This window comes from Salinibacter ruber DSM 13855, assembly GCF_000013045.1.
Lineage (GTDB): Bacteria > Bacteroidota > Rhodothermia > Rhodothermales > Salinibacteraceae > Salinibacter > Salinibacter ruber.
In genome coordinates this window covers 591,142-617,564 of the sequence record NC_007677.1, presented here as the reverse complement: position 1 = coordinate 617,564, position 26,423 = coordinate 591,142, and the positions used below count along the sequence as shown (strand labels likewise).

The 26,423-nt window shown below is 68.2% G+C and carries 21 protein-coding genes; 10 read left to right on the top strand and 11 right to left on the bottom strand.

Going from position 1 to position 26,423, the window contains the following annotated elements:
- Positions 1-181: 181 nt before the first annotated feature.
- The gene (locus SRU_RS02440) at positions 182-559 is read left to right on the top strand and encodes a PAS domain-containing protein (protein ID WP_162713345.1); all 378 of its coding nucleotides are present in this window, start codon (positions 182-184) and stop codon (positions 557-559) included.
- A 184-nt stretch (positions 560-743) separates the two neighbouring features.
- On the opposite strand, the gene SRU_RS02435 is transcribed toward SRU_RS02440, so the two are convergent.
- The 7 genes from SRU_RS02435 to SRU_RS02405 all read right to left on the bottom strand — a co-directional run bounded on the left by SRU_RS02435 (position 744) and on the right by SRU_RS02405 (position 9,538).
- On the bottom strand, positions 744-1,721 hold the full coding sequence (locus tag SRU_RS02435; RefSeq protein ID WP_011403237.1) for a ribose-phosphate diphosphokinase: 978 nt from the start codon (positions 1,719-1,721) through the stop codon (positions 744-746).
- Between the two features lie 37 nt (positions 1,722-1,758).
- A complete protein-coding gene (gene ruvA / locus SRU_RS02430) occupies positions 1,759-2,367 on the bottom strand; it encodes a Holliday junction branch migration protein RuvA (RefSeq protein ID WP_011403236.1) in 609 nt (202 codons plus the stop codon).
- Positions 2,368-2,531: 164 nt separating this feature from the next.
- Positions 2,532-3,008 (bottom strand): TraR/DksA family transcriptional regulator, encoded by a 477-nt coding sequence (locus SRU_RS02425; RefSeq protein ID WP_011403235.1) that lies wholly within the window; start codon positions 3,006-3,008, stop codon positions 2,532-2,534.
- A 78-nt stretch (positions 3,009-3,086) separates the two neighbouring features.
- Entirely contained in the window at positions 3,087-6,329 is a 3,243-nt protein-coding gene (ileS, locus tag SRU_RS02420) for an isoleucine--tRNA ligase (protein ID WP_011403234.1), read from the bottom strand.
- A gap of 205 nt (positions 6,330-6,534) precedes the next feature.
- Positions 6,535-7,581: a hypothetical protein gene (locus SRU_RS02415; protein WP_011403233.1), complete on the bottom strand. Its 1,047-nt coding sequence runs from the start codon at positions 7,579-7,581 to the stop codon at positions 6,535-6,537.
- A gap of 49 nt (positions 7,582-7,630) precedes the next feature.
- Entirely contained in the window at positions 7,631-8,872 is a 1,242-nt protein-coding gene (locus SRU_RS02410; protein ID WP_011403232.1) for a M20 family metallopeptidase, read from the bottom strand.
- Positions 8,873-8,917: 45 nt separating this feature from the next.
- A complete protein-coding gene (locus tag SRU_RS02405) occupies positions 8,918-9,538 on the bottom strand; it encodes a flavin reductase (RefSeq protein WP_011403231.1) in 621 nt (206 codons plus the stop codon).
- Positions 9,539-9,738: 200 nt separating this feature from the next.
- Here SRU_RS02405 and SRU_RS02400 point away from each other — a divergent pair, with 200 nt between their 5' ends.
- Both SRU_RS02400 and SRU_RS02395 read left to right on the top strand, forming a co-directional pair.
- On the top strand, positions 9,739-10,701 hold the full coding sequence (locus SRU_RS02400; protein WP_237701857.1) for a M23 family metallopeptidase: 963 nt from the start codon (positions 9,739-9,741) through the stop codon (positions 10,699-10,701).
- Between the two features lie 150 nt (positions 10,702-10,851).
- The gene (locus SRU_RS02395) at positions 10,852-11,673 is read left to right on the top strand and encodes a hypothetical protein (protein WP_112903023.1); all 822 of its coding nucleotides are present in this window, start codon (positions 10,852-10,854) and stop codon (positions 11,671-11,673) included.
- Between the two features lie 60 nt (positions 11,674-11,733).
- On the opposite strand, the gene SRU_RS02390 is transcribed toward SRU_RS02395, so the two are convergent.
- The gene (locus tag SRU_RS02390) at positions 11,734-12,927 is read right to left on the bottom strand and encodes a PQQ-dependent sugar dehydrogenase (RefSeq protein WP_011403228.1); all 1,194 of its coding nucleotides are present in this window, start codon (positions 12,925-12,927) and stop codon (positions 11,734-11,736) included.
- A 262-nt stretch (positions 12,928-13,189) separates the two neighbouring features.
- Here SRU_RS02390 and uvrA point away from each other — a divergent pair, with 262 nt between their 5' ends.
- The 7 genes from uvrA (at position 13,190) to phoU (ending at position 23,981) form a co-directional block, all read left to right on the top strand.
- Entirely contained in the window at positions 13,190-16,135 is a 2,946-nt protein-coding gene (uvrA, locus tag SRU_RS02385) for an excinuclease ABC subunit UvrA (protein ID WP_011403227.1), read from the top strand.
- A gap of 326 nt (positions 16,136-16,461) precedes the next feature.
- On the top strand, positions 16,462-17,115 hold the full coding sequence (locus SRU_RS02380; protein ID WP_164923442.1) for a hypothetical protein: 654 nt from the start codon (positions 16,462-16,464) through the stop codon (positions 17,113-17,115).
- Positions 17,108-17,479 carry a hypothetical protein gene (locus SRU_RS02375; RefSeq protein ID WP_112903019.1) on the top strand — a complete coding sequence of 124 codons (372 nt, stop codon included), beginning with the start codon at positions 17,108-17,110 and terminating at the stop codon, positions 17,477-17,479. The genes SRU_RS02380 and SRU_RS02375 overlap by 8 nt, the downstream gene beginning before the upstream one ends.
- 283 nt (positions 17,480-17,762) lie before the next feature.
- On the top strand, positions 17,763-20,381 hold the full coding sequence (locus tag SRU_RS02370; RefSeq protein WP_011403224.1) for a zinc-dependent metalloprotease: 2,619 nt from the start codon (positions 17,763-17,765) through the stop codon (positions 20,379-20,381).
- Positions 20,382-20,650: 269 nt separating this feature from the next.
- The gene (locus SRU_RS02365; protein ID WP_237701856.1) at positions 20,651-21,886 is read left to right on the top strand and encodes a glycosyltransferase family 4 protein; all 1,236 of its coding nucleotides are present in this window, start codon (positions 20,651-20,653) and stop codon (positions 21,884-21,886) included.
- A gap of 29 nt (positions 21,887-21,915) precedes the next feature.
- Positions 21,916-23,127: a glycosyltransferase family 4 protein gene (locus tag SRU_RS02360; RefSeq protein WP_237701855.1), complete on the top strand. Its 1,212-nt coding sequence runs from the start codon at positions 21,916-21,918 to the stop codon at positions 23,125-23,127.
- Positions 23,128-23,270: 143 nt separating this feature from the next.
- The gene (phoU, locus tag SRU_RS02355; protein WP_013060977.1) at positions 23,271-23,981 is read left to right on the top strand and encodes a phosphate signaling complex protein PhoU; all 711 of its coding nucleotides are present in this window, start codon (positions 23,271-23,273) and stop codon (positions 23,979-23,981) included.
- On the opposite strand, the gene SRU_RS02350 is transcribed toward phoU, so the two are convergent.
- The 3 genes from SRU_RS02350 to SRU_RS02340 are packed head-to-tail and all read right to left on the bottom strand — an operon-like array spanning position 23,969 to position 26,295.
- The gene (locus tag SRU_RS02350; RefSeq protein WP_164923441.1) at positions 23,969-24,802 is read right to left on the bottom strand and encodes an endonuclease/exonuclease/phosphatase family protein; all 834 of its coding nucleotides are present in this window, start codon (positions 24,800-24,802) and stop codon (positions 23,969-23,971) included. The two genes, phoU and SRU_RS02350, sit on opposite strands and share 13 nt — an antisense overlap.
- Positions 24,754-25,068, bottom strand: a complete 315-nt coding sequence (locus tag SRU_RS02345) for a hypothetical protein (protein WP_164923440.1) — start codon at positions 25,066-25,068, stop codon at positions 24,754-24,756. The genes SRU_RS02350 and SRU_RS02345 overlap by 49 nt, the downstream gene beginning before the upstream one ends.
- 45 nt (positions 25,069-25,113) lie before the next feature.
- Positions 25,114-26,295, bottom strand: coding sequence for a glycosyltransferase family protein (locus tag SRU_RS02340; protein ID WP_011403218.1), 1,182 nt, complete (start codon positions 26,293-26,295; stop codon positions 25,114-25,116).
- Positions 26,296-26,423 lie beyond the last annotated feature (128 nt).

Here is a 26,423-nt window from a genome sequence, read left to right as displayed (position 1 = left end):
TGAAGTTAGAAATTCTTCCCTGTTAGAGCAGACCTACAAACGCCCGTCCGCTCCGTCGTACAGGGAGGCTTCTCGTTCTTCAGTCTCTTCGTCGTACTGCCGTTGTACTGCGGGGTGGAAAGACGGCGCCACGCGCGTCTGCCCCCTCCTTCGCCACCGCCAACGTTCCCCAATGTCCGCCATGTCCACGCAATCCGTACCCGCTGTATTCCGCCCCGATCGTGGAAGCGCTTCCGAGACGAAGGAGTCGCCCCACACCCCGATGCTGTATTTGGACCGCAGTGGCACCATTCAGCGGGCGAACGAGTCGGCCCGCCGCGCCCTCGAATACGGGATCAACGACACGCTCGAGCCCTGCTTCTTCTCCCACGTCCACGGCCGCAACCTGCACCGCGTGATGCGGGACCTGGCACACATGGTGAGTCACCGGACGCAGCGGACCCGATGGCTCCTGCGCCTCCGCACCGGAAACGGGCGCTGGCGCTGGTACCGCGCCATGGCTCGCAACCATCTCGACCGCGCGAACGCCCGCATCCGGGTCCAGCTTCGGCCCCTATAGGCCCGACGCCCCCTGCGCGCAGACGTGGATGGGGACTCCGGCACCCGTTGTCCCCTTCGTCTGGGACGCGGCCCGAGGCCGGCTTCCCATTCGTTCGCCCCCTTGCCGGGACGTGTCCGACAGGGGCCTCCGTGTTCGATTGCCCCTCGTTCAGGGCGCACTCCACAAGCACTTCCTCACTCGGCTACACCTCGTTCAGGGCGCTCACGGAGGTTTCAGTGTGCACCGCCTGGATGGCGGCCGCGAATCGAGGGGCCGCGTTGCAGATCTGTAGGCGCTCGGCCGCCGCGCCCGTGAGCCGCGGCGCTACCGTGTTCGTGACGAAAAGGGCATCCAGGGGCGCCGTTTCCAACCGCTCATCTGCCTCGCCGACGAAGAGGCCATGGGTGGCCACGGCGTAGACGGACTCCGCCCCCTCCTCGGCACACGACCGGATGGCCTGCGTCATCGTCCCCGCGGTGCTGACCATGTCGTCCACCACGATGGCCGTGCGGTCCTCCACCGACCCGACCAACGCTCCCCCCGTCACCCCGTCGTCCTTCCGCATCTTCTCGACGAACGCCGTTGGTACCTCGCAATTGAGCACCGCCCCCAGTCCCTCGGCAAATTTCCCGGCGCGCTTCACGCCGCCCTCGTCCGGGGACACCACGGCCACCTCCTCGGCCCCGACCACGTCGGTCAGCCGGTGCACGAACAGCGGATGTCCTAACAGATGCTCGGTGCGGGCCTGAAAGGCGTTCTGAAGAACCGCCAGGTTGTGCACGTCCATCGTCAGAACGCGGTCGACCCCGACGGCCTCGAACAGGCCCGCCACGTAGCGGGTGGTGACCGGCCCGCGGGGGCGTGTCTTGCGGTCCTTGCGCTGGTAGCAGAGATACGGAATAACTGCCGTCACGCGCTCGGCCGAGGCGTCGCGCAGGGCCCCAAGCATGAAGAGAAGCCGGCACAGCTTGTCATTTACGCTCCACGTGTCGTCCGCATAGAGGGACTGGACGACGAAGACGTCGCGCCCTCGCACGTTCACCTCCGGACGCACCTCGTGCTCCCCGTCCGTGAAGGTCCGTTCGTGGTGGGCATCGAGCTCCGTGTCGAGCGCCGAGGCGATGGCCTCGCCGAAGCCCCGGCTCTCGGAGAGCGCAAAGAGGCGAAGGTCGTCGGGCATGGGGGAGGTGGAAGTGCGTCGGGTACGGTGAGACGTGTTATTCTTGGTCCGCCTTCAGGGCCCGCCGGACCAGCTCGTCGGCCGACTGGATGCCGGCGTTGTCGCGCAGCACCTGACGGATGGACCGTTCGGCGTCGGCCTTGCTGAGCCCCAATTCGGTGAGGGCCTCCAGGGCGTCGGCCCGCGCCTCCGCCCGGGCGTCCGACCCGCCGCTGAGGGGCGATGTGTCTTCGAGCACGTCCAGGTCTGCGAGGCGGTCGCGGAGCTCGACGATGAGGCGGTCGGCCGTCTTCGTGCCGACCCCCGAAATCTGCGTCAGTCGGCTCTTGTCCCCCTCCATGACGTGGTCGCGCAGCTCGGTCGGGGTCATCGCCGAGAGGGCGGACAGCGCCAGCTTCGGGCCCACGCGCGAGACGCCGGTCATCGTTTCGAAGACCGTCCGCTCCGCCTTGGTGGCGAAGCCGTATAGCGACTCGTCGTCCTCCCGGAGGTAGTGGTACGTGTGCAGGGTGACCTCCTCGTCGGTGTCCGGCAGCCGCTTGTAGGTGGAGGTGGGAACGTGCACCCGGTAGCCGAGCCCGTTCACGTCCACGAGGGCCGAGTCCGTCGTCTTGTCGACGAGCGTGCCGGAGACGTAGTCGATCATGTCTGTGGTGGGGCGTTGAAGGGGCGGACGGCCACAGTCCTGTACGGCCGGCCGGGATCGCGTCCGACGGTTGATACGAGACTTGAGTCTTCCCCCCAGCATGCCCCGACGCCCTAGCAGCGCGCCAGCGGCCGGCCCGCTCAGCGGCGGCAACGCGGCGGGGCCTACTCCGCGTCCCCCGCGGCCTTCTCCTTGCGCTTCGCCTCGATCGAGATTTCGGTGTGGGGCACGGCCTCCAGCCGCTCCTTCGCGATGGGCTTGCCCGTCACGCGGCAGACGCCATAGGTCTTGTTGTCAATCCGCTCGAGGGCGCGGTCGAGGTACCCGACGTACTTCTGCTGGCGGGCGATCATGAGGTGGAGCTTCTCCCGCTCCATCGCGTCGGTCCCGGCGTCGGCCATGTGGATGCCGTAGGCGGTGTTGTCGTCGGACTGCTCTTTGGCCTGTTCGACCTGCTTGCGCATCTGCTCGATCTCGGACTTCGCCTCCTGCCGGCGCTGGAGGATCAGCTCGCGGAAGTGCTCCAGTTCGTCGTCGGAGAAGGGCGTCGTGCGCGCCTCCCCATCTTCGGTCGTGTCCGACTGTGCGTGAAGCGGGGCGTCGGGCGCATCCCCCTCGGGCTGTGCATCGTCGTTCGCCATGGCGTTCAGAGTGGGCCTATCAGTGGAAGTGATGCGTGGCGTGCGCTCCACGGGCCTGCGTCCGGCCCCGGGGAGGGCTCAGGCATTCAGTGCTTCGTCGGCCTCAACGCGACGGACCCCGATCGTGAGCCGCTCGTCGCCGACCTCGAAGGTCTCGACCGCCTCCCCGGTCGGCTCATTGGACGGCTGCAACTCCAGGGCCAGGGTCTCGTTCCGGATCCAGTCCGCGTACGCGGCCACGGCGTCGGCAATCTGGGCCGAGCCGTCGTAGGCCACCGCGATGCGGTCCGTGACCTCGAAGCCCGCCGCTTTGCGAAGGTCTTGAATCCGCTTAACCCCCTCGCGGGCGAGCCCTTCGGCCCGGAGCGCCGGCGTGATGTCGGTGTCGAGGGCCACGGTCACGTCCCCCTCCTGCTCCACGAGCCACCCCTCGATGCCCTCGCTCTGAATGATGAGGTCGTCGGGGCCGAGCTCCACCTCCTCCCCGTCGACCGTCAGCGTGAGCGCTCCGGTCTCCACGTACTCGTCGATCGTCTCGTCGTCGAGTTGGCGCACCTTCTGGTTCACGGCCTTCACCAGGTCGCCGAGGCGCGGGCCGAGGCGGCTGAAGTCGGGCTTGGCGGAGCGGCTCACGACCTCGCTGCTGTGCTCCACGTACTCGATGTCCTTGACGTTCACCTCGTCGAGGATCACGTCTTTCACCTGCTCCACCTCCGCCTCCGGCACGCCGGTGCCGGTGACCACCAGGAGGCGCGGCAGCGGCTGGCGCACGTTGATCTCGGCCTGGTTGCGGAGCGAGAGCGTGCTGGACGCGATGGAGCGGGCCAGCCCCATGCGGCGCTCCAGGGCCTCGTTGCGCTCCTCCTCGCGAACCTCGGGGAAGGAGGCCAGGTGCACCGAGTCGGCCTCCGTGCCGGTAACGTCGCCGAGCGTGCGGTAGAGCCACTCGCCGAAGAAGGGCGCGATGGGGCTCATCAGTTTCGCCGTGGCCGCCAGGCACTCGTGGATCGTCTGGTACGCGGCCTCCTTCTTCGCCGCGGCGACCGTGCCGCCCTGCCCGGCCGGGCCGTTCTGCTCGCCTTTCTTCGACGCCCAGAACCGAGGCCGCGAGCGGCGCAGGTGCCAGTTCGAAAGCTCCTCCACGAAGTCCTCGACCGCCCGGGCGGCCGTGGTCGGGTCGTACTCGTCGAGCGCCGCCTCTACCGCCTGCGTCGTGGTGTGCAGGCGGCTGATGATCCACTGGTCCAGCTCCGGGCGCTCCTCGACCGGCATCCGGTCGCGCTCGTAGGCGAACCCGTCGATGTTGGCGTAGGTGGCGAAGAACCGGTAGACATTCTCCAGGGTGCCGAAGAACGTGCGGCGGAGGTCCCGCAGGCCCCGCTCGCTGAAACGGATGCTCTCCCACGGGGGCGCGTTGCTCATCATGAACCAGCGCACCACGTCGGCCCCGTAGTCGTCGATGACCTCGAACGGCTCGACGGTGTTGCCCACCGACTTCGACATCTTGTTGCCGTCCTCGTCGAGCACCAGGCCGTTGACCACGACGTTTTCGTAGGCGACCTCGTCGAAGACGACCGTCGCGATGGCGTGCAGCGAGTAGAACCAGCCGCGCGTCTGGTCGACGCCCTCGGCGATGAAGTCGGCCGGGAAGTTGGCCTCAAAGTCGTCCTCGTTCTCGAAGGGGTAGTGCCACTGCGCATAGGGCATGGCGCCGGAGTCGAACCACACGTCGATGAGGTCGGGCACGCGGCGCATGGTGCCGCCGTCGGGGCCCTCCCACGTCAGCTCGTCGACGAACGGGCGGTGCAGGTCGATCTCCTCGTCGTCCTCCGGCAGCTGGTCGCCGGCCTTCTCGCGCAGTTCTTCGACGGACCCGATCACCTCGTAGTAGTCGGAATCCTCCTTGTCGCTCTCCCACACCGGGAGCGGCGTGCCCCAGTAGCGGCGCCGGCTGAGCGCCCAGTCGACGTTGTTCTCCAGCCACTCCCCGAAGCGCCCCTCGCCGATGGCCTCGGGCTGCCAGTTGATCGTGTCGTTGAGCTCCACCATCCGGTCTTTGAGCTTCGTGGTCTCGATGAACCAGCTCTCGACCGGGTAGCTCATCAGGGGCGTGCCCTTGCGCCAGTCGTGCGGGTAGTTGTGGAGGTAGGTCTCGTGCTTGTAGAGGCGGCCGCGGGCCTTCAGGTCGTCGGTGATCGTCTTGTCCGCGTCCTTGAACCACGTGCCCGCCACGAGGGGCGCCGCGTCGGTAAACTCGCCGTCCTTGTCGATCGGGTTAAAGAGCGGCAGCCCTTCCTCCTGCGCCACCGCGTGGTCCTCCTCCCCGAAGGCCGGCGCCATGTGCACCACGCCGGTGCCCTCCTCCGTCGAGACGACGTCGGCCCCGAGCACGTACCAGGCCTCCTCCCCCGCCTCGGCCCGGTCGGTAAAGTAGTCGTAGGGCGGCTCGTAGCGCTGCCCGATCAGCTCCTCGCCGGAGAACGTCTCTTCGACCGTGTAGTCCTCGCCGATCACGTCGTCGAGCAGTGCCTCGGCCAGAATCAACTTCTCCTCGCCCTGATGCGGATCGTCGTGGTGGATTTTGACGTAGGTGAGCTCCGGCCCCACCGCGAGCGCCGTGTTGGAGATGAGCGTCCACGGCGTCGTGGTCCACGCCAGAAAGTAGGTGTTCTCTTCGCCCGCGACCGGGAACCGAATGTACACGCTCGGGTCCTGGGTCTCCTCGTAGCCGAGGCTTACCTCGTGCGACGACAGCACGGTGTGGGAGCCGGGGCTGTACCACTGAATCTTGTGCCCCTTGTAGAGCAGGTCCTCCTCCTCGATCTGCTTCAGGAGCCACCAAACGGTTTCGATGTAGTCGGTCTCGAACGTGACGTACGGGTCGTCCAGGTCCACCCAGTACCCCATCCGCTGGGTCAGGTTGTCCCAGAGGTCCTTGTACTCCAGGACGCTCCCGCGGCAGGCCGCGTTGTACTTCTCGATGCCGTACTCCTCGACCTCCGCCCGCGTCTCCAGGCCCAGTTCCTCCTCCACCTCAATCTCGACGGGCAGGCCGTGGGTGTCCCAGCCGGCCTTGCGGTCCACCTGGTAGCCCTGCATCGTCTTATAGCGGCAGAAGATGTCCTTGATGGCCCGGGCCAGCACGTGGTGGATGCCGGGGGTGCCGTTGGCCGTGGGCGGGCCCTCGTAGAACGTAAACGTCGGCTGCCCGTCCCGCTCTTCGATGCTGCGCTCAAAGATGTTCTGGTCCTGCCACCAGTCGAGGACGTCCTCTTCGAGGTCGGGGAGCGAGAGCTGATCGGGCGTGTCGAACTGCGCCATGGGGGTCGTCGGGGATGCGGAAGTAAAACAGCAACGACAAGACTCAACGCCGCGGCGCAGGCGGATGTTCGTTGGAAGCCGGTGCGATGGATTGGGACCGTCGCGCTTCCTCGTTGCCGTCCACGGGGAGCCTCCTGCGTGTCCGTTGACGGCGTTCGACGACTTGCGCCCCGCGTCCGTCTCTGGAGCCGAATGACCTCGGTCGTCAGCCCGTACTCACCTCTTCGGCAAGGCCGAGCCGGTCGCGCAGTAGGGCGTCGAGGCGGTCGTGGGTGTCGTTGTCGCGGATGTTGAAGGCCGGCAGGTCGGTAAGCTGGGTGAGCAGGTCGATGCCGCCGGCCGTATTGGTGGCGATGCCCGTTACGAGATCGGGCGCCAGCATGTCGAAGGCGGTCTCCAGGCCGAGGACGGCGTAGGGGTCCGACGCGCAGAGAACCGTCATGGCCAGGGCCTCCTGCAGCTCCTCAACGGCGATGGCCCCGTTGTACGGCTCCAGGGGGGACGCCCCAATCTCCACCACGGCCACGTCGGCCGGCGGCTGGGCCATGCGGGCCAGCAGTTGGCGCACGGCGGTTCGGTACTCCTCTTCCGGGATGACGGTGGACGGCAGCCCCGCGTCCACGAAGTCGAGTCCCCAGTCGGCCCCGGCGTCCTGAATGGAGAGCACGTCGCGGTAGCGCCCGGCCCCGCTCACCTTGGCCCCGAGCACGTCCAGCCCCATCCGCTTCAGCCGGCGGGTCACGATGCGGGCAGCGGTGGTCTTGCCGGCGGACATCGACGTACCGGCGAAGAGGATCGTGGGCGTGGTGTAGGGCTGCTCGTCGACGGGCGGCACCGCCCCCGCCATTGTCACCTTGGTGGCGTCCCGGCAGACGTGTCCGTGGTACCGGAGTTCGAGGGGCGGCTGCACCAGGGTCGACCGCGACTCGACGTGCCCGAAGAGCCCGGCTCGGGTGAGGGCGTGCATGAGCTGATCGTCGCCAATCTCACGCCACGAGCCCGTCATCTCCAACGTCGCGTGTCGCGTCCCGAAGGCCCCCACGACGGCGTCGCCCTCGGCCACCTCCATGTTTCGGCCGCTGGGCAGCTCGATTGCCCGATAGCCCGACGTGTCGGTGACGATGCCCACGACGTAATCCCCGGTGTCCCACTCCGAGGGGACGCGGGGCTCGATCTCGAAGGGCCGGGCGCTGAGGTCCGTGATGCGGGCGAGGGAACCAAAAATGCACCGGTCGAAGATGGGGGACATCATGGGATTGGGGGCGAGTCGAGTGGGCGAGAACAGCGCGGGCCGTCCGAGGTCAGGGCGCCTGCGTGGAGGCGGGCGCGCCGAGCGTCTCGGCCGTGGGGGCCGCATCGTCCGGCGTCGTCGGCAGGGGCGGCTGGGCGAGCAGCAGGGCCAGCAGGGCACTGCGTTCCACCATTCGGTCCACGTAGCAGAACTCGTGGCGGGCGTGGGCGCCGTCTCCGACCGCTCCCAGGCCGTCGAGTGTGGGGGCGTACTGGCTGATGATGTTGCCGTCCGAGACGCCGCCGGAGCGGCCTTCTTCCAGCTCAAGGCCGAGCAGGGAGCCGGCGTGGCGTGCCCGCGCCCACAGCCTCCGAGCCGCGGGGGTCGGCTCCATCGGCGGGCGCCCGATGCCCCCTTCGATCGTGAGCGATGTGCCGGGCGTGGTCGTCTCCAGGCCCCGGATGGCCGCCGCCACCTCCTCGGCCTGCTCGCGGGTCGCGACGCGCACGTCCACCTCGGCGGACCCGGCGTCGGCCACCACGTTGGGGTGCGTGCCGCCCCCAATGGTGCCCACGTTCACGGACACGCCGGCCTCCAGGTCGTTGAGGGCGTGGAGGGCCTGCACGGTGCGCGAGAGCTCCAGGATGGCGCTCGACCCGCTCTCCGGATCGAGCCCCGCGTGGGCGCTCTCTCCCTGAATCCGAATCGTAAACCGCCCGGCCCCCTTCCGGGCCGTCTTGATCTTGCCGTCAAGCCCGAGGGCCGGCTCCAGCACGAACGCCCGGCACGCACAGCGGGCGAGCCGACGCAGATGACGCTGCGACGTGGGGCTGCCCTGCTCTTCGTCGGAGTTGACGAACACGACCGGCACGACCGTCGGCTCCACGGATGCGGCCCGCAGGGCCGCCAGGGCAAACAGCATCTGCGCCAGCCCGGCCTTCATGTCGAAGACGCCCGGGCCCCGCACCTCGTTGTCGTCCACTTCGAACGGTATCTCGTCGAGGGTGCCCCGGGCCCACACGGTGTCGCTGTGGCCCACGAGGAGCTGGACGGGCCGGCCCCGCGGTCGGTCTTTGGGGCGGGCGTAGAGGTGGCCGCGCTCCTCCTCGGCCGCGGGCAGGGACCGCACGCGAAAGCCCAGCGTCCGCAGAAGACGGGCCAACATGCCCTGCGCCTCCGCTTGGGCCTCCGGAACGTCGGTGGGCGACTCGGCCCGCACCAGGGCCTCCAGCACCGCCAGCATGTGCTCGCGGTGCCCCGCGAGGTAGCGGCGGAGCGCGTGGGCCAGTTCGGACTCAGAAACAGATTCCATGGGCGAATTGGATTGCGCCGCCGAAGGACGGAGGTGCATGCCCGCCTATTTCTCAAAGCCAGCGGGGAAGGGAAAGGCGTTGGTCTCGTCGATGGCCGCGTAGCGGTCGGGCGGCAGGTACGCGAGAAGGGGATTGTCGCGGATGACGGCGTCGTCCTCCTTCCCGGAGACGCGGAGCGCCTCTTTCTCCACGTGCACCGCCTCCACCGCCCCGATGAGCAGGCTGTTCTCCCCCAGATTGTCCACGTGCCGCTCCATCGTGCACTCTAGGAGCAGGTACGCATCGTCGAGAAACACCCCGTCCACCGCCGCCGCCGCCCGCATGGGCAACTGGTTAAGGGCCGGCTTGCGCCGCGGCCCCTCCGGCGCCCCCACACGGGGCGAGGCCGACAGGCTCGCCAACACCACCTGCGACGGCTTCGGGTAACTGACTGTAAACACGCCGGTGCGCACGGCGTTGCGGTACGTCTTGTGGCGCGGCGTGCAGACGAACCCAAAGTAGTCGTCCCACCCCATGGGCGCGGCCATGTGCTTGGGGGCCAGGTTGTAGGACTCGTCCTCGTTCTGGGTGCCCACCACGATTAGGGGCGCAACCATGTAGAAGCGTTCCCAAAACGACTGCTCGGGGTCGAGCGAGACGACAGCGTCGGGGTCCAGGGGCTCCATGGGGCCGGGAAGACTTGGGGAGGCAAATGTGTGTCTTTAATTTCGTATGTAGCAAAAGGGTTCTGCGTCCGCATGGCCCTTGTATATCCGTAGGGCCCATGACGACACTTGTGCGGGGAAAAGCCCGACGCGGGAATCGACGTCGGGCACAAGGCCCAAACCAGCCCGGATGCGCCGTCCATGAGAGCTCCCGTTCCGATATGACACTTCTGATTGCCTCCGCCCTCCTCTCCCTTCTCGTTCTGCCCGGGGCCGCGCTCGTCTGGCTCACGCGCCGCAGTCCCTGCCGTCTCCTGTGGGGCCTGAAGGCCGCAGCGGTGGGCGGGTACGTGGGGCTCACGTATCATCTCGGGAGCTGGTACATGCTCTCCACCCACGGCCGGTATGTGCTCCTCGGGCTCTTCGCCGTGGGGGCCGGCTACGGGGGCTGGCGCATGCGGCACCAGGTATTCTGGACGCGGCCGAGAGGTTGGCAGTGGGCCGGGCCGGGGCTCGCGGCAGTTCTGCTCCTCCTCAGCGTCGTCGGGCTGCGCCAGCGGAGCCAGGCACGCGAAATCCCCGCCCCGCCGGTGAACCTGACCGTTCCATTGCGTGACGGGCCCGTCTACGTGGCGAGTGGCGGCAGCCGGTCCATCACAAACCCGCACCTCAAGGTGGACGCCCCCGAGCTGCAGACGTGGCGCGGGCAGCGGTGGGGACTCGATCTCGTCCAGCTCTACCCGTCGGGCAACCGCGCGAGCGGACTCTACCCGACGGCTCTCGCGCGCTACGCCGTCTTCGGGGCGCCGGTATACGCCCCGTGCGACGGGGTCGTCGAGACGACGGCGGGCTCCCTCCCCGACCGTTCCCCGCCGGCCCGCGATACGGCCCGCAAGGCCGGAAACCACGTACTGCTCCGCTGCGCGCCGGAGGCGTACGTGCTCCTCGCCCACCTGAAGCAGGGGAGCGTGCGGGTGGAACCGGGCGATTCCGTCTCCCCCGACACCCGCCTCGGGCGGGTGGGCAACAGCGGCAACAGCTGGGAACCGCACCTCCACATCAGCGCCCAAGACACGGTGGGCACGTCCGCCCTCCTGGATGCCGACCCGCGCCCGATCACCTTCGACGGCCGGTTTCCGATCCGCAACGACGTGGTGCGGACCAATGGAGCGGGACGCCGGTGAGCCGTTTCCGGCAACGCCGCCCTCGTCGTGCGCGCCTCGTGACGATCAGACACAGGGCCCTGCCGGAAGGGCCGCGCCGAGCACCCGAGACGTGGCGCCCGGTCTGCGGGGACGTGCGGCGCTGTTCTGTTTCACTACCCCACAGCGGACATGACCCCCGCCCCCCGCCGAACGGCCGCCCGCCTCTCGGTGGCCGTTGTCCTCCTGATGGCGCTGTCGTCGGGGGCCGGCCTGTTTGCCTACGACCTGTACCGGGACAACGCGCTGGTCGCGGCACGCTGGTACGGGAGCGACCTGGTGACGCTCGGCGTGGCCGCCCCGCTGCTGGGAATCGCCCTGCTGGGGGCGTGGGGCGGGTCCCGACGGGCCGTTCTCGTGTGGATGGGAATGCTGGCGTACTCGCTCCACAACGCCGCGTTCTACCTCTTCGGGGCCGCGTTCAACAGCCTGTTTCTCGTCTACGCCGCCCTGGTTGCGCTTTCCGGCATGGCGCTGGTGTTCGGCCTCCTGTCGATCGACGCAACGGCCCTGCACAGACAGGTGCAGCCGGGCCTTCCCGTTCGATGGATCGGCGGCTTTCTGGCGGGGGTGGCCGTGACACTGGGGGGACTCTACGGGGCCTTCTCGCTCCGGCATGTCGCCACCGGCCAGGGGCCCGCGCTGCTCGACGCGATGGGGCCGCGGGCCCACCTGGTTGCGGCCCTCCACCTGACGATGGTGGTACCGGTGGGGTTGTTGGCGGCATCGTGGCTCTGGCAACAACCCCCGTGGGGCTACGTGTGGGCCACGCTCTGGGCCGTGGCGGGCGCCGCCTGCATGCTGTCCCTCTCCGCCGCCACCGTCGCGGCCGTGGTGGTTGGCCCGTCAACCACCTGGATGCCGCTTCTCCTCTGGGCTCCCATCGGGGTCGGCTGCGTCCTTGTCGGCGGCGTGCTACTGCGGGCGCTGCGCCCCGATTCGCGGACCCGATGAGCACGGACGCCCGCCCCACGGCCCGAACGGAACCGTCACGTCGGCCCGGACGGTCGCTCGCTACTCCGCCGGCTCCAGCCGGTAGAGCGCCCCCTCCGGCGCATCGGTGAGGAGATAGAGGGATCCGTCCGGCCCCGTCGCCACGTCCCGGATGCGCCCCAGCTCGGCGCGCAGCAGTTCCTCCTGGTCCGACACGTCCTCGCCGTCGAGCTCCACGCGCATCGCCTTCTGGTGGGCGAGCGCCCCCATGAAGAGGTCGCCCTGCCAGTTCGGGAACGTGTCGCCCGTGTAGAACGCCATGCCCGAGAGGGCCGGCGAGGGGTCCCAGTACTCGACCGGGTCGGTCACGCCGGGCGCCGTCGTGCCCCCGATGGGCGACTGGTCGGTATAGCTGTCGCCGTACGAGACCGCCGGCCACCCGTAGTTGTTGCCGGCCTCCACGAGGTTGAGCTCATCCCCGCCGTGCGGCCCGTGCTCGTGCTGCCAGATCGCGCCCGTCTCAGGGTGGATCGCCATTCCCTGCTGGTTGCGGTGGCCGTAGGCGTAGACCTCGTCGAGGCCCTCGTCGCTCCCCACGAACGGGTTGTCGGCGGGCACCGACCCGTCCATGTTGAGGCGGACCGTCGTGCCCACCGACGTGGTCGGCGTGGGGATGTCGACGGTGCGCTCGCGGCGCTGCCCCCGCTCGCCCATCGTCACGACGAGCGTGCCGTCTCCGGGGAACGCGATGCGGGAGCCGAAGTGGTAGTCCGGCGCCAGGAAGGGCGTCTGCCGGTACAGCTCTTCGACGTCGGTCAGCGCGGTGCCGTCGAGGCGGGCCCGCGACAGCACCGTCCCCCCCGTGTCGCCGTCTTTCAGGGAGTGCGTAAAGTAGATCCAGCCGCTCTCCTCGTAGTTCGGTGCGACGCGCACGTCGAGCAGACCGCCCTGGTTTTTGGCCCACACCTCCGGGACGTTGGCGAGTTGGGTGGGGCCGTCGCCGTCGACGAGAAGCATGCGGCCGGGCCGCTCGGTGACGAGCATCCGCCCGTCGGGGAGCCAGTCGACCGCCCACGCGTGCTCCAGGTCCTCAACCATTTCTACGACCTGAAACGTCTCCTCCTCCGACTCGACGCGCTCCAGGACGACCTCCTTGTCTGGAGATGACGAACGGGCTTCGGGCGCCTCCGATCCGTTCCCGGGGGTACAGGCGCAAAGAACGAGCGCGAGGAGGCCGATGAGGGTACGCATCGGAATGGCAGGGGGGCTAGACATGGGGGGGCGTGAGGAACGCACTTGTTGTGAGGGATTCTCCACGCTCCCCCCCTTCCGCCGTTCCCGCCCGTAACGTGAAGGGCACATGGGTTACGCGGATATCATTTCTGGACAGACGAGCAGGCATCAATCGCTTCCGCGTGGCATACAAGTTTCGTTGCCACTACGTTCAACCGTTCCCTAATCTCCCCAGGCACCGCGCTACTGGACCGCATCTCGCCTCGCAGGCCTCCCCGACAGACGCCCACACGCCCCACCCGCAATGCCCACCACCGAACGCCTCCCCACACAGGACCCCGTCATCGCCAACGCGTCGGTCACCGCCCGCGAGTCGGCGCAGGACCACATCGTGATCCGCGGGGCGCGGCAGCACAACCTGAAGGACATCGACCTCGACCTGCCGCGCAACGAGCTCATCGTCTTCACCGGCCCGTCCGGCTCCGGCAAGTCGAGCCTCTGCTTCGACACGATCTACGCGGAGGGCCAGCGCCGCTACGTGGAGAGCCTGAGCGCCTACGCCCGCCAGTTCCTAGAGCGGATGGACAAGCCGGAGGCGGACCTCATCACGGGCCTCGCCCCGGCCATCGCCATCGAGCAGAAGACCTCGGGCAAGAACCCGCGCTCGACGGTCGCCACGCAGACGGAGATCTACGACCACCTCCGCCTCCTCTTCGCCCGCATCGGCACCACCTACTCGCCGGTGAGCGGCGAGCCGGTGAGCAGAGACACGCCGCACGACGTGGCGGACCGCCTCGACGATGCGCTGGACGACGGCACGCGGTTCTACCTCTGCGCCCCCATCCCGGAGCACGCGGACATGGCCCTGCGCGACCAGCTCACGAGCCTGCGGGAGCGGGGCTTCTACCGCATCCTGCGGCTGCCCACCGAGCGGCAGGCAGAACAGGGACAGGAGCCCGAGATTCTCGACCTCAACCAGGAGGCCCCCAGCAGTGTCAACCACTACGGCCGCGCTCGGCTGCGCGTCCTCATCGACCGCCTCAAGGTGAAGACGGGCGACGCGGACACCCGCTCCCGCATCGCCGAGTCTGTGGAGCAGGCCTTCGACGAGGGCGACGGCTACTGCACCGTCATTCCCGCCCCCCGCGGCGGCTACGACGAGACCGCCCACCCGGACGCCTCGCAGCATCAGGGCCCCATTCCCCTGTTCGAGTTCAGCGCGCACTTCGAGCGCGACGGGATGCGCTTCGAGGAGCCGACGCCACAGCTCTTTAGCTTCAACAGCCCGGTCGGCGCCTGCCCCACCTGCCAGGGCTTCGGGCGCGTGCCGGGGCTCGACGAGGACCTGATTGTCCCGAACAAGCAGCTCTCGATCCGTGACGGCGCCCTCGCGCCGTTCCGGGGCGACAAGTGGGGCAAGCACTTCAAGGACCTGATTGCCGTGGCCGCCGACGTGGGGCTCGACATCGACTGCCCCTACCACGAGCTGGCGGACTGGGAGGAAGAGATCGTGTGGGAGGGGAAGGACGACTACATCGGCCTGCACGGCTTCTTCGAGTTTCTGGAGGAGAACTCGTACAAGCGTCACTACCGCATCTTCCGCGCCCGCTTCCGCGGCTACTCGGAGTGCCCGGACTGCAGCGGCCACCGCCTGTGCGACGACGCCCTGTACGTGAAGGTGGGCGGCGACGCCGTGGAGCAGAAGCACATCGGCGAGATCTGCGCGATGACGACGCGGGCGGCCCGGGACTACTTCGAGGCCCTGGCGCTGACCGACTACGAGCAGGAGGTGGCCGGGCGCGTGATGGAGGAGCTGCGCGAGCGGAGCCGCTACCTCGTGGACGTGGGGCTCGACTACCTCACGCTCGACCGCCTCGCACAAACCCTCAGCGGCGGGGAGACGCAGCGCATCAACCTGTCCACCTCGCTCGGGTCCTCGCTCGTGGGCTCCCTCTACGTGCTCGACGAGCCGACGGTGGGCCTGCACCCCCGCGACAACGAGCGCCTCATCGACATCCTGCAGCGCCTGCGCGACCTCGGCAATACGGTGCTCGTGGTGGAGCACGACCCGGTCACCATGGAGGCGGCGGACCAGCTCGTCGACCTCGGGCCCGCCTCCGGGGCCTTCGGGGGCGAGGTCGTCTTTCAGGGCCCCTACGACGAGATTCTGGAGGCCGAAGACTCGCTCACCGGCCAGTACCTGAGCGGCCGGAAGGAGGTGCCGGTCCCCGACGAGCGCCGCCCGGCCGACCCGGACGACACGCTCGTGATCGAGAACGCCCGGCAGCACAACCTCAAACACGTCGACGTGGAGATCCCGCTCGGCCAGATCGTGTGCGTCACGGGCGTCTCCGGCTCCGGCAAGTCCACCCTCACGAACCAGACGCTCTTTGAGGGCCTGCACCGGCTCAAGGGCGGCAGCGGGGACGGCAAGGTGGGGGCCCACGACACGATCCGCGGCCACGAAAACGTCGACGCCGTGGAGATGGTCGACCAGTCGTCCATCGGGCGCTCGCCCCGTTCCAACCCCGCCACCTACACGAATGCGTTCGACGGCATCCGCAAGCTCTTCGCCCAGGCGCGGCAGTCGCAGGTGCACGGCTACGACCGGGGCACCTTCAGCTTCAACACGAAGGGCGGGCGCTGCGAGGAGTGCGAGGGGCAGGGCGTGGTGAAGGTGGAGATGCAGTTCCTGGCCGACCTCTACCTGGAGTGCGAAGCCTGCAACGGCCAGCGCTACAAGAAGGAGGTGCTCAACGTCACGTACAACGGCAAAAACATTGCCGACGTGCTGGACATGACCGTCGATGAGGCCGCCGACTTCTTCGAGGGCGAGCGGGCAATCATCAACAAGCTAGAGGTCCTGCAGGACATTGGGCTCGGCTACCTCACGCTCGGCCAGCCGTCGACGACGCTGAGCGGCGGGGAGGCCCAGCGCATCAAGCTCGCCAGCCACCTCAGCGGCCGGGCCTCGGACCGCACGCTTTACATCTTCGACGAGCCGACGACCGGGCTCCACTTCGACGACATCCGGAAGCTGCTCGGCGCCTTCGAACAGTTGGTCGAGAACAGCCACTCGGTCCTCATCATCGAGCACAACCTCGACGTGGTGAAGTACGCCGACCACGTGATCGACCTCGGGCCGGAGGGCGGCGACGCGGGCGGGAACGTGGTCGCGACCGGCACGCCCGAGGAGGTCGCGGCCTGTGACGAGAGTCATACCGGGCGCTTTCTCCGGGACGTGCTGTAGCTCTTTGACGTGTAGAAGGGTGAAGGTGGGAACAGTAAAAGTGTTGGGAAACGAGAGGTGTCTGTTCGTTGCACCGCCGACTCGAGACGGTTCCTGAATACTGAAGCTCTGAGTGCGTCTACGTCCATCTGTCCGGGAAGCCAGTCCCTTTGTGCATTGAGCCCGAAAACGCCCCACGGATAGGGCCTCTTGTCTTTCGAAAAATGTTCCTCTATCCTACGTAAACCGATAGCAGTTTCTAATGTCAAAAAAATAACTAAAAACGGTTTGCAAAACAGGCTGTGGTCGAGCTCTCCAAGTTGCATGCTGTGGCGACGGGTGACATTGTGGAATCGTCGGATCTCCCCGCCGATCGACGTCGGCAACTGCCCGATCGCCTCCGATCGACGTACGAAACAGTTCAGCAGACCGCTCCAGAGGAGCTTCCGTACGAGCTGGCCATTACCGGCGGCGACGGGTGGCAGTGCTATGTCCGCAACCCGGCGACGGCACTGGCCCGTCTCCTCCACTTCTGGACGCTCCTCTACGCCCAGGGCCTGCCATCGCGGATGGCGCTGGTCGTCGATACGGTTGACTTCGTCTCCGAGGAGGATTTAAACGAAAGCGACGGCCGGGCCTTCCGTCGATCCGGGCGACTCTTGTCAAGCCTCAACGGCGAGCGATGGTTTGACGGTGCCCTCCCTACCGACGCTTCCGAGGCTCATCACGTAGCGAGTGAATGCATTGGGGAGCTGGTTGACCTTTTTTTCCACGAGTGGACCGAGGCCCAGGCCCGGGCCATTGCAGGAATGATCGGCACAATCGGCACAGAGCGCGAAATCACCCAGGAGAAGATCGCCGCGCAGTGGACGCCCGAACCGGTCACGCGGCAGGCGATCAATCGCCACCTCAAGCGAGCACATTGGAATCGAGTCGAGCGCACAGTGACCCGCTTCGAACACCTCTGTCACTCCCTCCAGACTCCGACTCTTGATGAATGAAATCCCTCTCTCCATTCTTGTCTCCGTCGCCGGGGCAGTCGTCACGGTATGGATTGGGGGCTTCGTCGTGGGCAGAATCGTTTCGCCCTACGCCGACCAACTGGATGAGAATTCTGGGCTCAAGGAGGGAGGACGCCTCATCGGATACTGCGAGCGGTTGCTGATCTACGTGTTTGTTCTGGCCAATGCCCCGAGCGCGATTGGCTTTCTAATTGCGGCCAAGTCCATCTACAGCTTCGGTGAGTCTTCGGGTGAAAGGCAACATAAGAGGTCTCAGTACGTCATCATCGGTACGCTCGTGAGCTTCGCGTACGCAGTCACTCTGTCATACCTTGTCCGGTGGGTGCTAAGGATCTTTGCATAGACCCGCTTCAGACCGTTTCTTCGATAGCAGTGTGGCCTCTTCCCGGGTTACCCCCTTCCCCTGTAACAACCAGCAGCGCGGGCACGTCTTGGGGAGTGATTGTCGCCAGTTTCCTGCAAACCCGCCCCACGACCCGTGGGAACCTCACCTCCCGGCAGCGCTTCCGTGAAGCAGTTGCCCTGCTTCTCCGTCCCACTTAAAACGGGTCCCGGGCGACGACGGCCGGTCCCCGCGACGGAGCCCTCCGTCCCTTCACTCTCTCCACCACGCAATTGCGTTTGACATGCGATCCCGCACACTCCTCTGGATCCTCCCCCTCACGCTTCTCCTCATCGTCGGCTGTAGCAGCTCGGCGCAGATGACGGACTCGTCCGCCTCGGCGCAGACGGCGAAACAGCAGGCCGAGAACGCCGACGAGGAAAAAAGCGACTTTGAAAAGGCCATCGCCAAGAGCGACTCGCTCGGCGGCCTCTTTACCGTCTACCGCGACACGACCGACGGCTCGCTCCAGATGGCGCTCGCCCCCAGCCAGATCGGCCAGGAGTACATCTACTTTACCCACACCGTCGACGGGGTGCTGGAGGCCGGCACCTTCCGCGGGGCCTACCGCGACAACACCGTCTTCAAGGTCCGGCGCCACTACGACCAGATTGAGTTCGTGGAGGTGAACACCAACTTCCACTTCAACGACGAGAGCACGCTCAGCCGCGCCTCGGACGCCAACGTCAGCCCATCGGTCCTCCACGTCGAGAAGATTGTGGCCGAGAACGACTCGACCGGCCGCCTCCTCATCAGTGCCGACGATCTGTTTCTCACCGAGTCGCTCACGCAGGTCAAGCCGTCTCCAACCCCTGGAGGGTCCCCCACCGACTTTAAGCTGGGCCGCCAGAGCCAAAAGAAGTCGAAGGTGGAGGGGGTCCACAACTATCCGAAAAACACCGACGTGGTCGTCGACTACGTCTTCGAAAACCCGCGCCCCGTCAACCCGGGCTCCGACGCGGTGACCGACGCGCGCAACGTGACGATCACCCTGCGCCACAGCCTCATTGAGGTGCCGGAGAACGACTTCGAGCCCCGGTTCGCGGACCCGCGCGTCGGGTACTTCACCCAGCAGAAAGACAACCTGACCTCCACCAGCGCCACGCCCTACCACGACCTCATCAACCGCTGGCACCTGAAGAAGAAAAACCCCGACGCCGAGCTCTCCGAGCCGGTGGAGCCGATCACGTGGTGGATCGAGAACACGACCCCCGAGCGCATCCGGCCGATCATCCGCGACGCGGTGCTGGAGTGGAACACCGCCTTCCGCGAAGCCGGCTTCAAGAACGCGATCGAGGTCAAGGTGCAGCCAGACACCGCCTCCTGGGACGCGGGCGACATCCGCTACAACGTGCTGCGCTGGACCTCCTCCCCCAACCCGCCCTTTAGCGGCTACGGCCCCAGCTTCGTGAACCCGCGCACGGGCCAGATCATGGGCGCGGACGTGATGCTGGAGTACGCGTTCTTGACCAATCAGGTCAACCAGAACAAGCTCTTCGAGGAGACCGGGCTGCCGCTCCAGGCCGCCAGCGAGCGGCCGAAGACCCTGCCCAAGCACGCCTGCACGCTGCCCGGCTTCCTGCACATGAACACGCTCTTCGGCAAGGCCGCCCTAACCCCCACCGCCGCGGACCCGAGCCCCGAGCAGAGCGGCCCCTCGGACCTGAACGGCGAGATGACGCAGCTCATGGAGGAGGCGCTCCACTATCTCGCCCTGCACGAGGTGGGGCACACCCTGGGCCTGCAGCACAACATGAAGGCGTCCCAGCTCCACCCGACCGACGAGGTGCACGACGCCTCGGTCACCCGAGAGAAGGGGCTCGTCGGCTCGGTCATGGACTACCCCGCGGTGAACGTGGCCCCGCCGGACACCGATCAGGGGCAGTACTACACGACCCGCCCCGGTCCCTACGACGTGTGGGCCGTCGAGTACGGCTACACGCCCGATGCCTCTGAGCAGGAGCTCGACGCCATCCTATCGCGCTCCACGGAGCCGGCGCTTGCCTTCGGGAACGACGCGGACGACATGCGCGCCCCCGGCAAGGGCATCGATCCCGACGTGATGATCGGCGACATGTCGAAGGAGGCCCTCGACTACGCCGAGGGGCGCATGCAGCTCGTTGAAGGCCTGATGGACGACCTCCTGACGAAATACGAGGACCCCGGGCAGTCGTACCAGGAGCTGCGGAATGCCTTCCTGAGCGTGACCGGCCAGCACGCGCAGATGGCCGCCGTCGCCTCCCGCTACGTGGGCGGCGTTCACGTCGACCGCGCGCTGATCGGGCAGGAGGGCGCCACGGAGCCGTACCGCCCGGTGCCCCTCGAGAAGCAGCAGCGGGCCCTCGACCTCCTGAACGAGTACCTGTTCGCGCCGGACGCCTTCGAGATCATTCCGAACGAGCTCTACCGCCACCTGCAGCCGCAGCGACGCGGGTTTAACTTCTTCGGCGCGTCGGAGGACCCGAAGGTCCACGCCCGCGTGCTCGGCATTCAGGAAAATGTGCTGGCCCACCTCCTGCACCCGAACGTGCTGGAGCGCATGACCGACACGCGCCTCTACGGCAACGAGTACACGCTGGCCGCGTACATGCGCGATCTCACCGACGCCGTCTTTGCGGCCGACGCGCAGGGCAACGTGAACACGTTCCGCCAGAACCTGCAGGTCTCGTACGTGGAGTCCCTGGCGACCGTGGTGGGCGAGGAAGGCAACACCCGGTACGACAACGTGGCCCAGAGCGCGGCCCTCCAGAGCCTGCAGGAGATCGAGCGCATGATTGATCGCAAGCGCGGCGTCAACGCCGAGACCCGCGCCCACACCGACCACGTGCTTCACCTGATCGACGAGGCCACCGCTACCGAGTAGTGTGTGGCGGCCGCGGGAACAGCAGTCCGCGTTTCCCCGGCGGCAACATCCCAAAACGCCAGAGGCCCCAGGGACGTCTGCTCCCTGGGGCCTTTTTGGTGCCGGTCCCTCGTGTAGGGCGTCCGGAGGACGGCCTGCGTTACTTTCTTCTGGTTGAGGGCGGCTGTGTAATTTCGAAGATCCTTTCCCAACTACGAGTGCCGTGCGGGCGTTGCGTTCACGTCCCCGGCGCCGTTTCGCGTAGCCCCTTTGCCCGTGCCCTCACCTGCATGAGCCCCGCCCCCAACCCGCAATCTTCGCGCGCCGATCGTCCCTCCCGCCGCTCTACCCGGCGCATCGCGCTCTTTGCCGGGGCCTACACCCACATCGCCGACGGGGTCTCGCTCACGCTCAACCGCCTCGTCGAGCACCTGGAGCAACAAGGCGCTGAGGTACGCGTCTTCGCCCCCACGGTGGACGACCCGGCCATCGAGGACCACGCCGGCACGCTCACGTCCGTGCCCTCCCTGCCGGTGCCCGGCCGCTCGGAATACCGGCTGTCCCTGGGCCTCACGCCCTCCGTTCGGCAGGCGCTGGACGACTTCGCCCCGACGCTGTACCACATCGCTACGCCCGACCTCCTGGGGCACAATGCCCTCCAGCGCGCCCAGGACACCGACACGCCCGTCGTAACGTCCTACCACACCCACTTCAGCTCCTACCTCAAGTACTACCACCTCGGCCTGCTGGAGGCGCCCGTCTGGGGCTACCTGCGCTCGTTTTACAACCAGTGCCGGCAGGTCTACGTCCCCACCCACGCCATGGCGGACGTGCTTCGGGGACACGGCATCGACAGCGACCTTCGGCTCTGGCCCCGCGGGGTGGACACCGACCGCTTCGCCCCGAGCCGCCGCTCCGCCGCGTGGCGCCGGGCCCACGGCATCGGCACCGACGAGGTGGTCGTCGCGTTCGTCAGTCGGCTCGTGTGGGAGAAGGGGCTCGACGTGTACGCCGACGTCATCGATCGGCTGGAGCGCCAGGGCGTCCCCCACCACAGTTTGGTCGTGGGCGACGGCCCGGCGCGGGAGGAGCTGGAAACCCGCCTGCCGAACGCCACCTTTCCCGGCTTCCTCGACGGCACCGACCTGGCAGAGGCCTACGCCTCGTCCGACGTCTTTCTGTTTCCGAGCGACACCGAAACGTTCGGCAACGTGACCCTGGAGGCGATGGCATCGGGCCTGCCGACGGTCTGTGCCGACGCGGCCGGCAGCCGCGACCTCGTGGACGACGGCACCACGGGCCGGCTCTGCTCCCCCGGTCACGTCGAGGCGTTTGCCGAGGCGGTGCGCACCCTCGTCGTCGACGAGCGGCGTCGCGACCGCATGGGCACCGCCGCCCGCAAGCGCGCCCAGGACTTCACCTGGCCCGCCGTCCTGAACCGCATGAGCCGGTACTACGACGAGGTGCTCCCCCATCCTCCGTCTCCCTCCCCGCAAGACCCGGCCCCGACGGGCGCAACTGCGTAGCGTCTTCCCACCACCGGTCGGCATCCCCCGTGCGCCTTCTCTTCGTCTCCCATTCGCTCCCGCCCGAAGGCCGCCCCCTGGCCAACGTGGGCGGCATGCAGCGCGTTGCCCTGAAGCTCCACGAGACCCTGGAGGCCCGGGCCGACGCGAACGCGCTCGACTACGACGCCCTGCTGCTGCGCAGCGCCTGGCGCACGGTGCACCTGAAGACGCCCCTGTTTCTCGCCCGGGCCGGCTGGCAGATTGCCCGGGCCGCCCGGCAGAACGCCGTCGACGTCGTTCTTTTCTCCTCGATGGTGACGGCCAGCCTCGCGGTGCCCCTGCAGGGCCTGCTCCGCCGACACGGGGTCCGGACGGCCGCCATCGTGCACGGGCTGGACGTGACGACCCCATTCCCGCCCTACCAGTGGTTCGTCCCAAAGGTGTTCGGCGCCCTCGACGCGGTGCTCCCGGTCAGCCGGGCCACCCGCCAGGCCTGCCTCGACCGCGGCGCCGCCCCCACCCAGCTCCGCGTCGTGCCCAACGGCATCGACACGGATCGCTTCGAGGCGCCCGCCGATCGGGCAACGGCCCGCCGGGCCCTGGCCGCGAGTGTGGAGGCGTCGCCCCCCTCCCCCCCACCCGACGGGCTCCTGCTCTGCAGCGTGGGACGACAGGTCGAGCGTAAGGGCACGGCCTGGTTCGTCGACGCCGTGATGCCCCGCCTCCCCGCCGACGTTCACTACTGGGTCGCCGGCGACGGCCCCGAGCTCGACACGATCGAGGCCGCCATCGCGCGGCACGACCTGGCTCCTCGCGTCCGCCTCCTGGGCCGGATTCCGAACGACACCCTGGGCGCCCTCTACCGCGGGGCCGACCTGTTCGTGATGCCCAACGTGCCCGTCGAGGACGACATGGAGGGATTCGGGATCGTGCTGCTCGAAGCCGGGCAGTGCGGCACCCCCGCCGTCGCCGCCCGCCTCGAGGGCATCCAGGATGTGATTGCCGACGGCGTGAACGGCCATCTCGTCGCCCCCCAGTCCCCCGACGCGTTCGTGGACGCCATCGCGGCGTACCGCAACGACTCCGAGGCCTTGGACGCCGCCGCACAGCGGGCCCTCCACCACACCGAGGACACGTTCGGGTGGCCCGCCGTCGCCGACACGTACCTGTCGGTCCTGCGCACCCTGTGGCGGCAGGGCACCCCGCCCGCCCCCGACACGACCGGTCGCCCCCCTGCCCATTCCCACGCGGCGGGATAGCGGCCCGCCGGGCGGAGCCGCTTGCCACTCGGGCCGCCGTCGGGAACGACCGGGCCCGGGCTTCTACGACCCGACGGCACATTCCGCTGCCCCGGTCGTATGACAGTGCTCAAATATCATCCGACGACCCGACCGGGACCTTCATGCCGAACCGCCTCGCCCGCGAACTTACGGAGCTCCGCAGCCGCCTGCTCGACATGGCCACCATCGTGGCCGAGCAGTTTACCGACGCCGTCGACGCCCTGCTCGCCCACGACGTGGACCAGGCCGAGCGCATCATGGACCGTGACCGTGAGGTCGACGCCCTGGAGCTGGAAGTCGACGAGTACTGCCAGCGCATCCTGGCCCGCCACCAGCCCGTCGCCACCGACCTCCGCACCCTGCTCACGGTCGAAAAGATCAACACCGACCTGGAGCGGATTGGGGACCACTGCCGCAACCTGGCCGGCAACGCGGAGCACGTGACCGAGGCCCCCGGTGTCCTGGACGCGGTCAAAATCCGCGAGATGAGCCAGGCGGCCCGCCGCATGCTCGACGAGGCGAAGCAGGCCTTCCTGGACCAGGACGCAGAGCTGGCGCGCAGCATTCCCGATCTGGACGACGAGGTGGACCGCCTCCACCACGAAAACTTTCGGGGGCTGGTGGACTACATCCAGAAGAATCCCGAGCATGCCGAGGTGGCCGCCCACCTGATCACCGCCAGCAAGGCCATCGAGCGGATCTCGGACCACTCGACCAACATCGCGAAGGGCGTCGTCTTTCTCATCGAGGGCGTCGACATCCGCCACGCCAGCGTGCAGGAGGAGATGGCCCCCGGCAGCAGATCGCCCCTCCGCTCCTCCTACTCCTCGTAGCCGTCCCGCCACCGGACCCGGGCGACGACGGGACGGTGGTCCGACACGAAGTCCGTGGCCTCCAGCCCCGGAACGGTGGCCGAGCCGACACGCCACTCCGGCCCGACCAGGACATGGTCGATCTGTACGAGGGGCCACCCGGCCGGAAAGGTGGCGCCCCCGCCCGCCGCCCTAAGGCCCTGCAGTAGGTGGCGGTAGGCCCACTGGTGTGGGGTGCTGTTGAAGTCGCCCGTTACGAGCACCGGGCGCGTTTCCTGCTCGATGTGCCGGTGGATGCGGCGGGCCTGGTCGGCACGGTGCAGCGCCCCCGCCCGGTACGTTCGCAGGAAGGTGCGCCAGCGCGCAAGCGAGGCGGCCGTGCCCGGCAGGTCCCAGGGGCGAGTGCCCACCGTGTGGAGGTGGACGTTGTAGAGCACGGCGGGACGCCCCTGCCAGGTGAAAAACGTACGCGTGTAGCGGGAACGGGGGTCGGATCCCCCGGACGGGGGCAACGGGTGCACACGCATCGAGTCCAATCGCACCTGTCCCAGCACCGGCCGGTAGATCGTGGTCTCAGGGGGGCGGGCCCGTGGAAGGGCGTACCCGACCGAGTCTTCCAGGAGCACCCGGAGCGGCCAGGACACAAACAGCCCCCCGCCGTCCGACGCCGACCGTGTTTTCATCCACGTCTCCTGGACGCTCAGCACGGCGGGCGCTTCCCGCTGGACGAGCTCAGCCAGCGTACGCTCGCGGTCCGGCCCGCGGGCGAATGCAGGGGACAGGTTGAACGTCATCACCCGCAGCGCGTCCGCGTCGCGCCCCGACGCCTCCCCCGTTGGCACCGTTCCAAACCGCAGTGCGACGAGCAGGAGCAGTGCCCCCCGATCCCCAGGCGCCCCCACCGTCCCGAGTAGGCCCCTTGGCCCACCAGCCCGATGCCCAGCAGGCCGACCGCCCCGGCGAGGGCGGGAAGCAGCACGGCAAACAGGTCCGTCCACCAGAAGCGGGCCGGCGGGAGGTACGGCGCCGCGTAGCCCATCAGGAACGCGGCGACCAGCAGCCCGGCCCCGCTCCACGCCAGCCCCTGCAATGCGCGTTGGAGCCCCATGGCGATGCCTCGTTGCGAACGTTCAACGGACGGGCGGGCCCCGCATCAAGCCGCCTCAAGAATTCGCTCCGCCACCCGCGGCCCCAAAGACCCGGCGACAGGGCGGCGGGCGGCCGCCTCAAGCTCTCGCACGAAGCGGCGGCGCCCCTGCCGCACCCACGCCTGGAAGCGCGCCTCCGGGGTCGATCCGCGGTCCAGCGCAGCCCGGAGGTGCCCGATGTCGAATTGCGTGCTGCGCACCCCTGCGCCGGCCCGCACCGCGTCGACGGCATTGCAGCGTTGCTCGTAGTGCCCCTCCACCGGCACCACCTGGACCGGCGTCCCCAGGTACATCGCCTCCGCGATCGACTCAAAGCCGGCGGTGGACACGAAGCCGCGGCACCGGGCCATGAGGCGGAGGAATTTCTCGTCGTCGAGCTGGTGGAAGGTCAGCGTCTCGTCGTAGGCCTCCACGGGGGCCGCGTCCGGCCGGTCCCAGAAGCAGTGGAGCGGCACCGTCGGGTTCTGCTCGTGCCACCGGATCACCTCGTCGGCGTACCCGCTGTTCAGGATGTAGACGAGAATGAAGGGCTCGCTTCGGTCCTGGGGCTGGCGGAACACCCCGGGCCGCAGGAGCGGCGGCAGCACGGCCAGGTCGTCTTGGGAGCGATCGGGGGCCGGGTAGAGCGAGAGCGCGAGGCGCCGTGAGGCGCCGCAGGCCGTGAGGCGAGCAAACGCACGGGCCGCCCACCGTTTGTCCCTGCGCCCCGACGGAAATCGGTAGGCGGGGTGCAAAAACATATACTGGTGTGCCACCGCCACGACCGGCACGGACGGCGAATGCGTCACGGCGTAGAGGCCCATCAGGGGCTCAAAGAAATTCACCACCACGTCCGGGTCATGGCGCTTGATGGCGGCGTCGAGGGCCGACAGGCTGCGCCAGTAGGTCGGCGTGCGCCCGAGCGCCCGGCGCAGCGTGGCCCACGGCCGCACCGAGCGGTCCGCGTCGTCCGACACGAAGCCAGGGCTCTCGACGTCCGTGACGGGGGCCTCGAACGCCGCCCGGAAGAAGGCCGGCACGGCCTGGTCGTCGCTCTTGCCCACGACGACCCCGGCGACCCGATGCCCGGCGTCCCGGAGCATGCGCCGCAGGGCCATCGCCTGCGTGAGGTGGCCGCGGCCCTCGCCCTGGACGACAAAAAGACAGCGCAGCGCCATTGCGTCGCCGGTGCGTGGTGGGTGGGACATTCCGACTGGACTACCACACGCACACGAGATGCGGGTGCTCCGTTCCCAGTCGGCGAGTGGCCTTCCGGGCCCGCCCTCGGGGCCCCAACACAAAAACACCGGGCACCCCCGTCAATCGGGGATGCCCG

Coding starts and splice junctions, on each gene's coding strand:
- SRU_RS02365 (WP_237701856.1), top strand. CDS start 20,651: ATGAGCCCCGCCCCCAACCCGCAATCTTCGCGCGCCGATCGTCCCTCC.
- ileS (WP_011403234.1), bottom strand. CDS start 6,329: ATGGCGCAGTTCGACACGCCCGATCAGCTCTCGCTCCCCGACCTCGAA.
- SRU_RS02370 (WP_011403224.1), top strand. CDS start 17,763: ATGCGATCCCGCACACTCCTCTGGATCCTCCCCCTCACGCTTCTCCTC.
- SRU_RS02395 (WP_112903023.1), top strand. CDS start 10,852: ATGACCCCCGCCCCCCGCCGAACGGCCGCCCGCCTCTCGGTGGCCGTT.
- phoU (WP_013060977.1), top strand. CDS start 23,271: ATGCCGAACCGCCTCGCCCGCGAACTTACGGAGCTCCGCAGCCGCCTG.
- SRU_RS02410 (WP_011403232.1), bottom strand. CDS start 8,872: ATGGAATCTGTTTCTGAGTCCGAACTGGCCCACGCGCTCCGCCGCTAC.
- SRU_RS02400 (WP_237701857.1), top strand. CDS start 9,739: ATGACACTTCTGATTGCCTCCGCCCTCCTCTCCCTTCTCGTTCTGCCC.
- SRU_RS02435 (WP_011403237.1), bottom strand. CDS start 1,721: ATGCCCGACGACCTTCGCCTCTTTGCGCTCTCCGAGAGCCGGGGCTTC.
- SRU_RS02345 (WP_164923440.1), bottom strand. CDS start 25,068: ATGGGGCTCCAACGCGCATTGCAGGGGCTGGCGTGGAGCGGGGCCGGG.
- uvrA (WP_011403227.1), top strand. CDS start 13,190: ATGCCCACCACCGAACGCCTCCCCACACAGGACCCCGTCATCGCCAAC.
- SRU_RS02440 (WP_162713345.1), top strand. CDS start 182: ATGTCCACGCAATCCGTACCCGCTGTATTCCGCCCCGATCGTGGAAGC.
- SRU_RS02390 (WP_011403228.1), bottom strand. CDS start 12,927: ATGTCTAGCCCCCCTGCCATTCCGATGCGTACCCTCATCGGCCTCCTC.
- ruvA (WP_011403236.1), bottom strand. CDS start 2,367: ATGATCGACTACGTCTCCGGCACGCTCGTCGACAAGACGACGGACTCG.
- SRU_RS02375 (WP_112903019.1), top strand. CDS start 17,108: ATGAATGAAATCCCTCTCTCCATTCTTGTCTCCGTCGCCGGGGCAGTC.
- SRU_RS02425 (WP_011403235.1), bottom strand. CDS start 3,008: ATGGCGAACGACGATGCACAGCCCGAGGGGGATGCGCCCGACGCCCCG.
- SRU_RS02415 (WP_011403233.1), bottom strand. CDS start 7,581: ATGATGTCCCCCATCTTCGACCGGTGCATTTTTGGTTCCCTCGCCCGC.
- SRU_RS02405 (WP_011403231.1), bottom strand. CDS start 9,538: ATGGAGCCCCTGGACCCCGACGCTGTCGTCTCGCTCGACCCCGAGCAG.
- SRU_RS02340 (WP_011403218.1), bottom strand. CDS start 26,295: ATGTCCCACCCACCACGCACCGGCGACGCAATGGCGCTGCGCTGTCTT.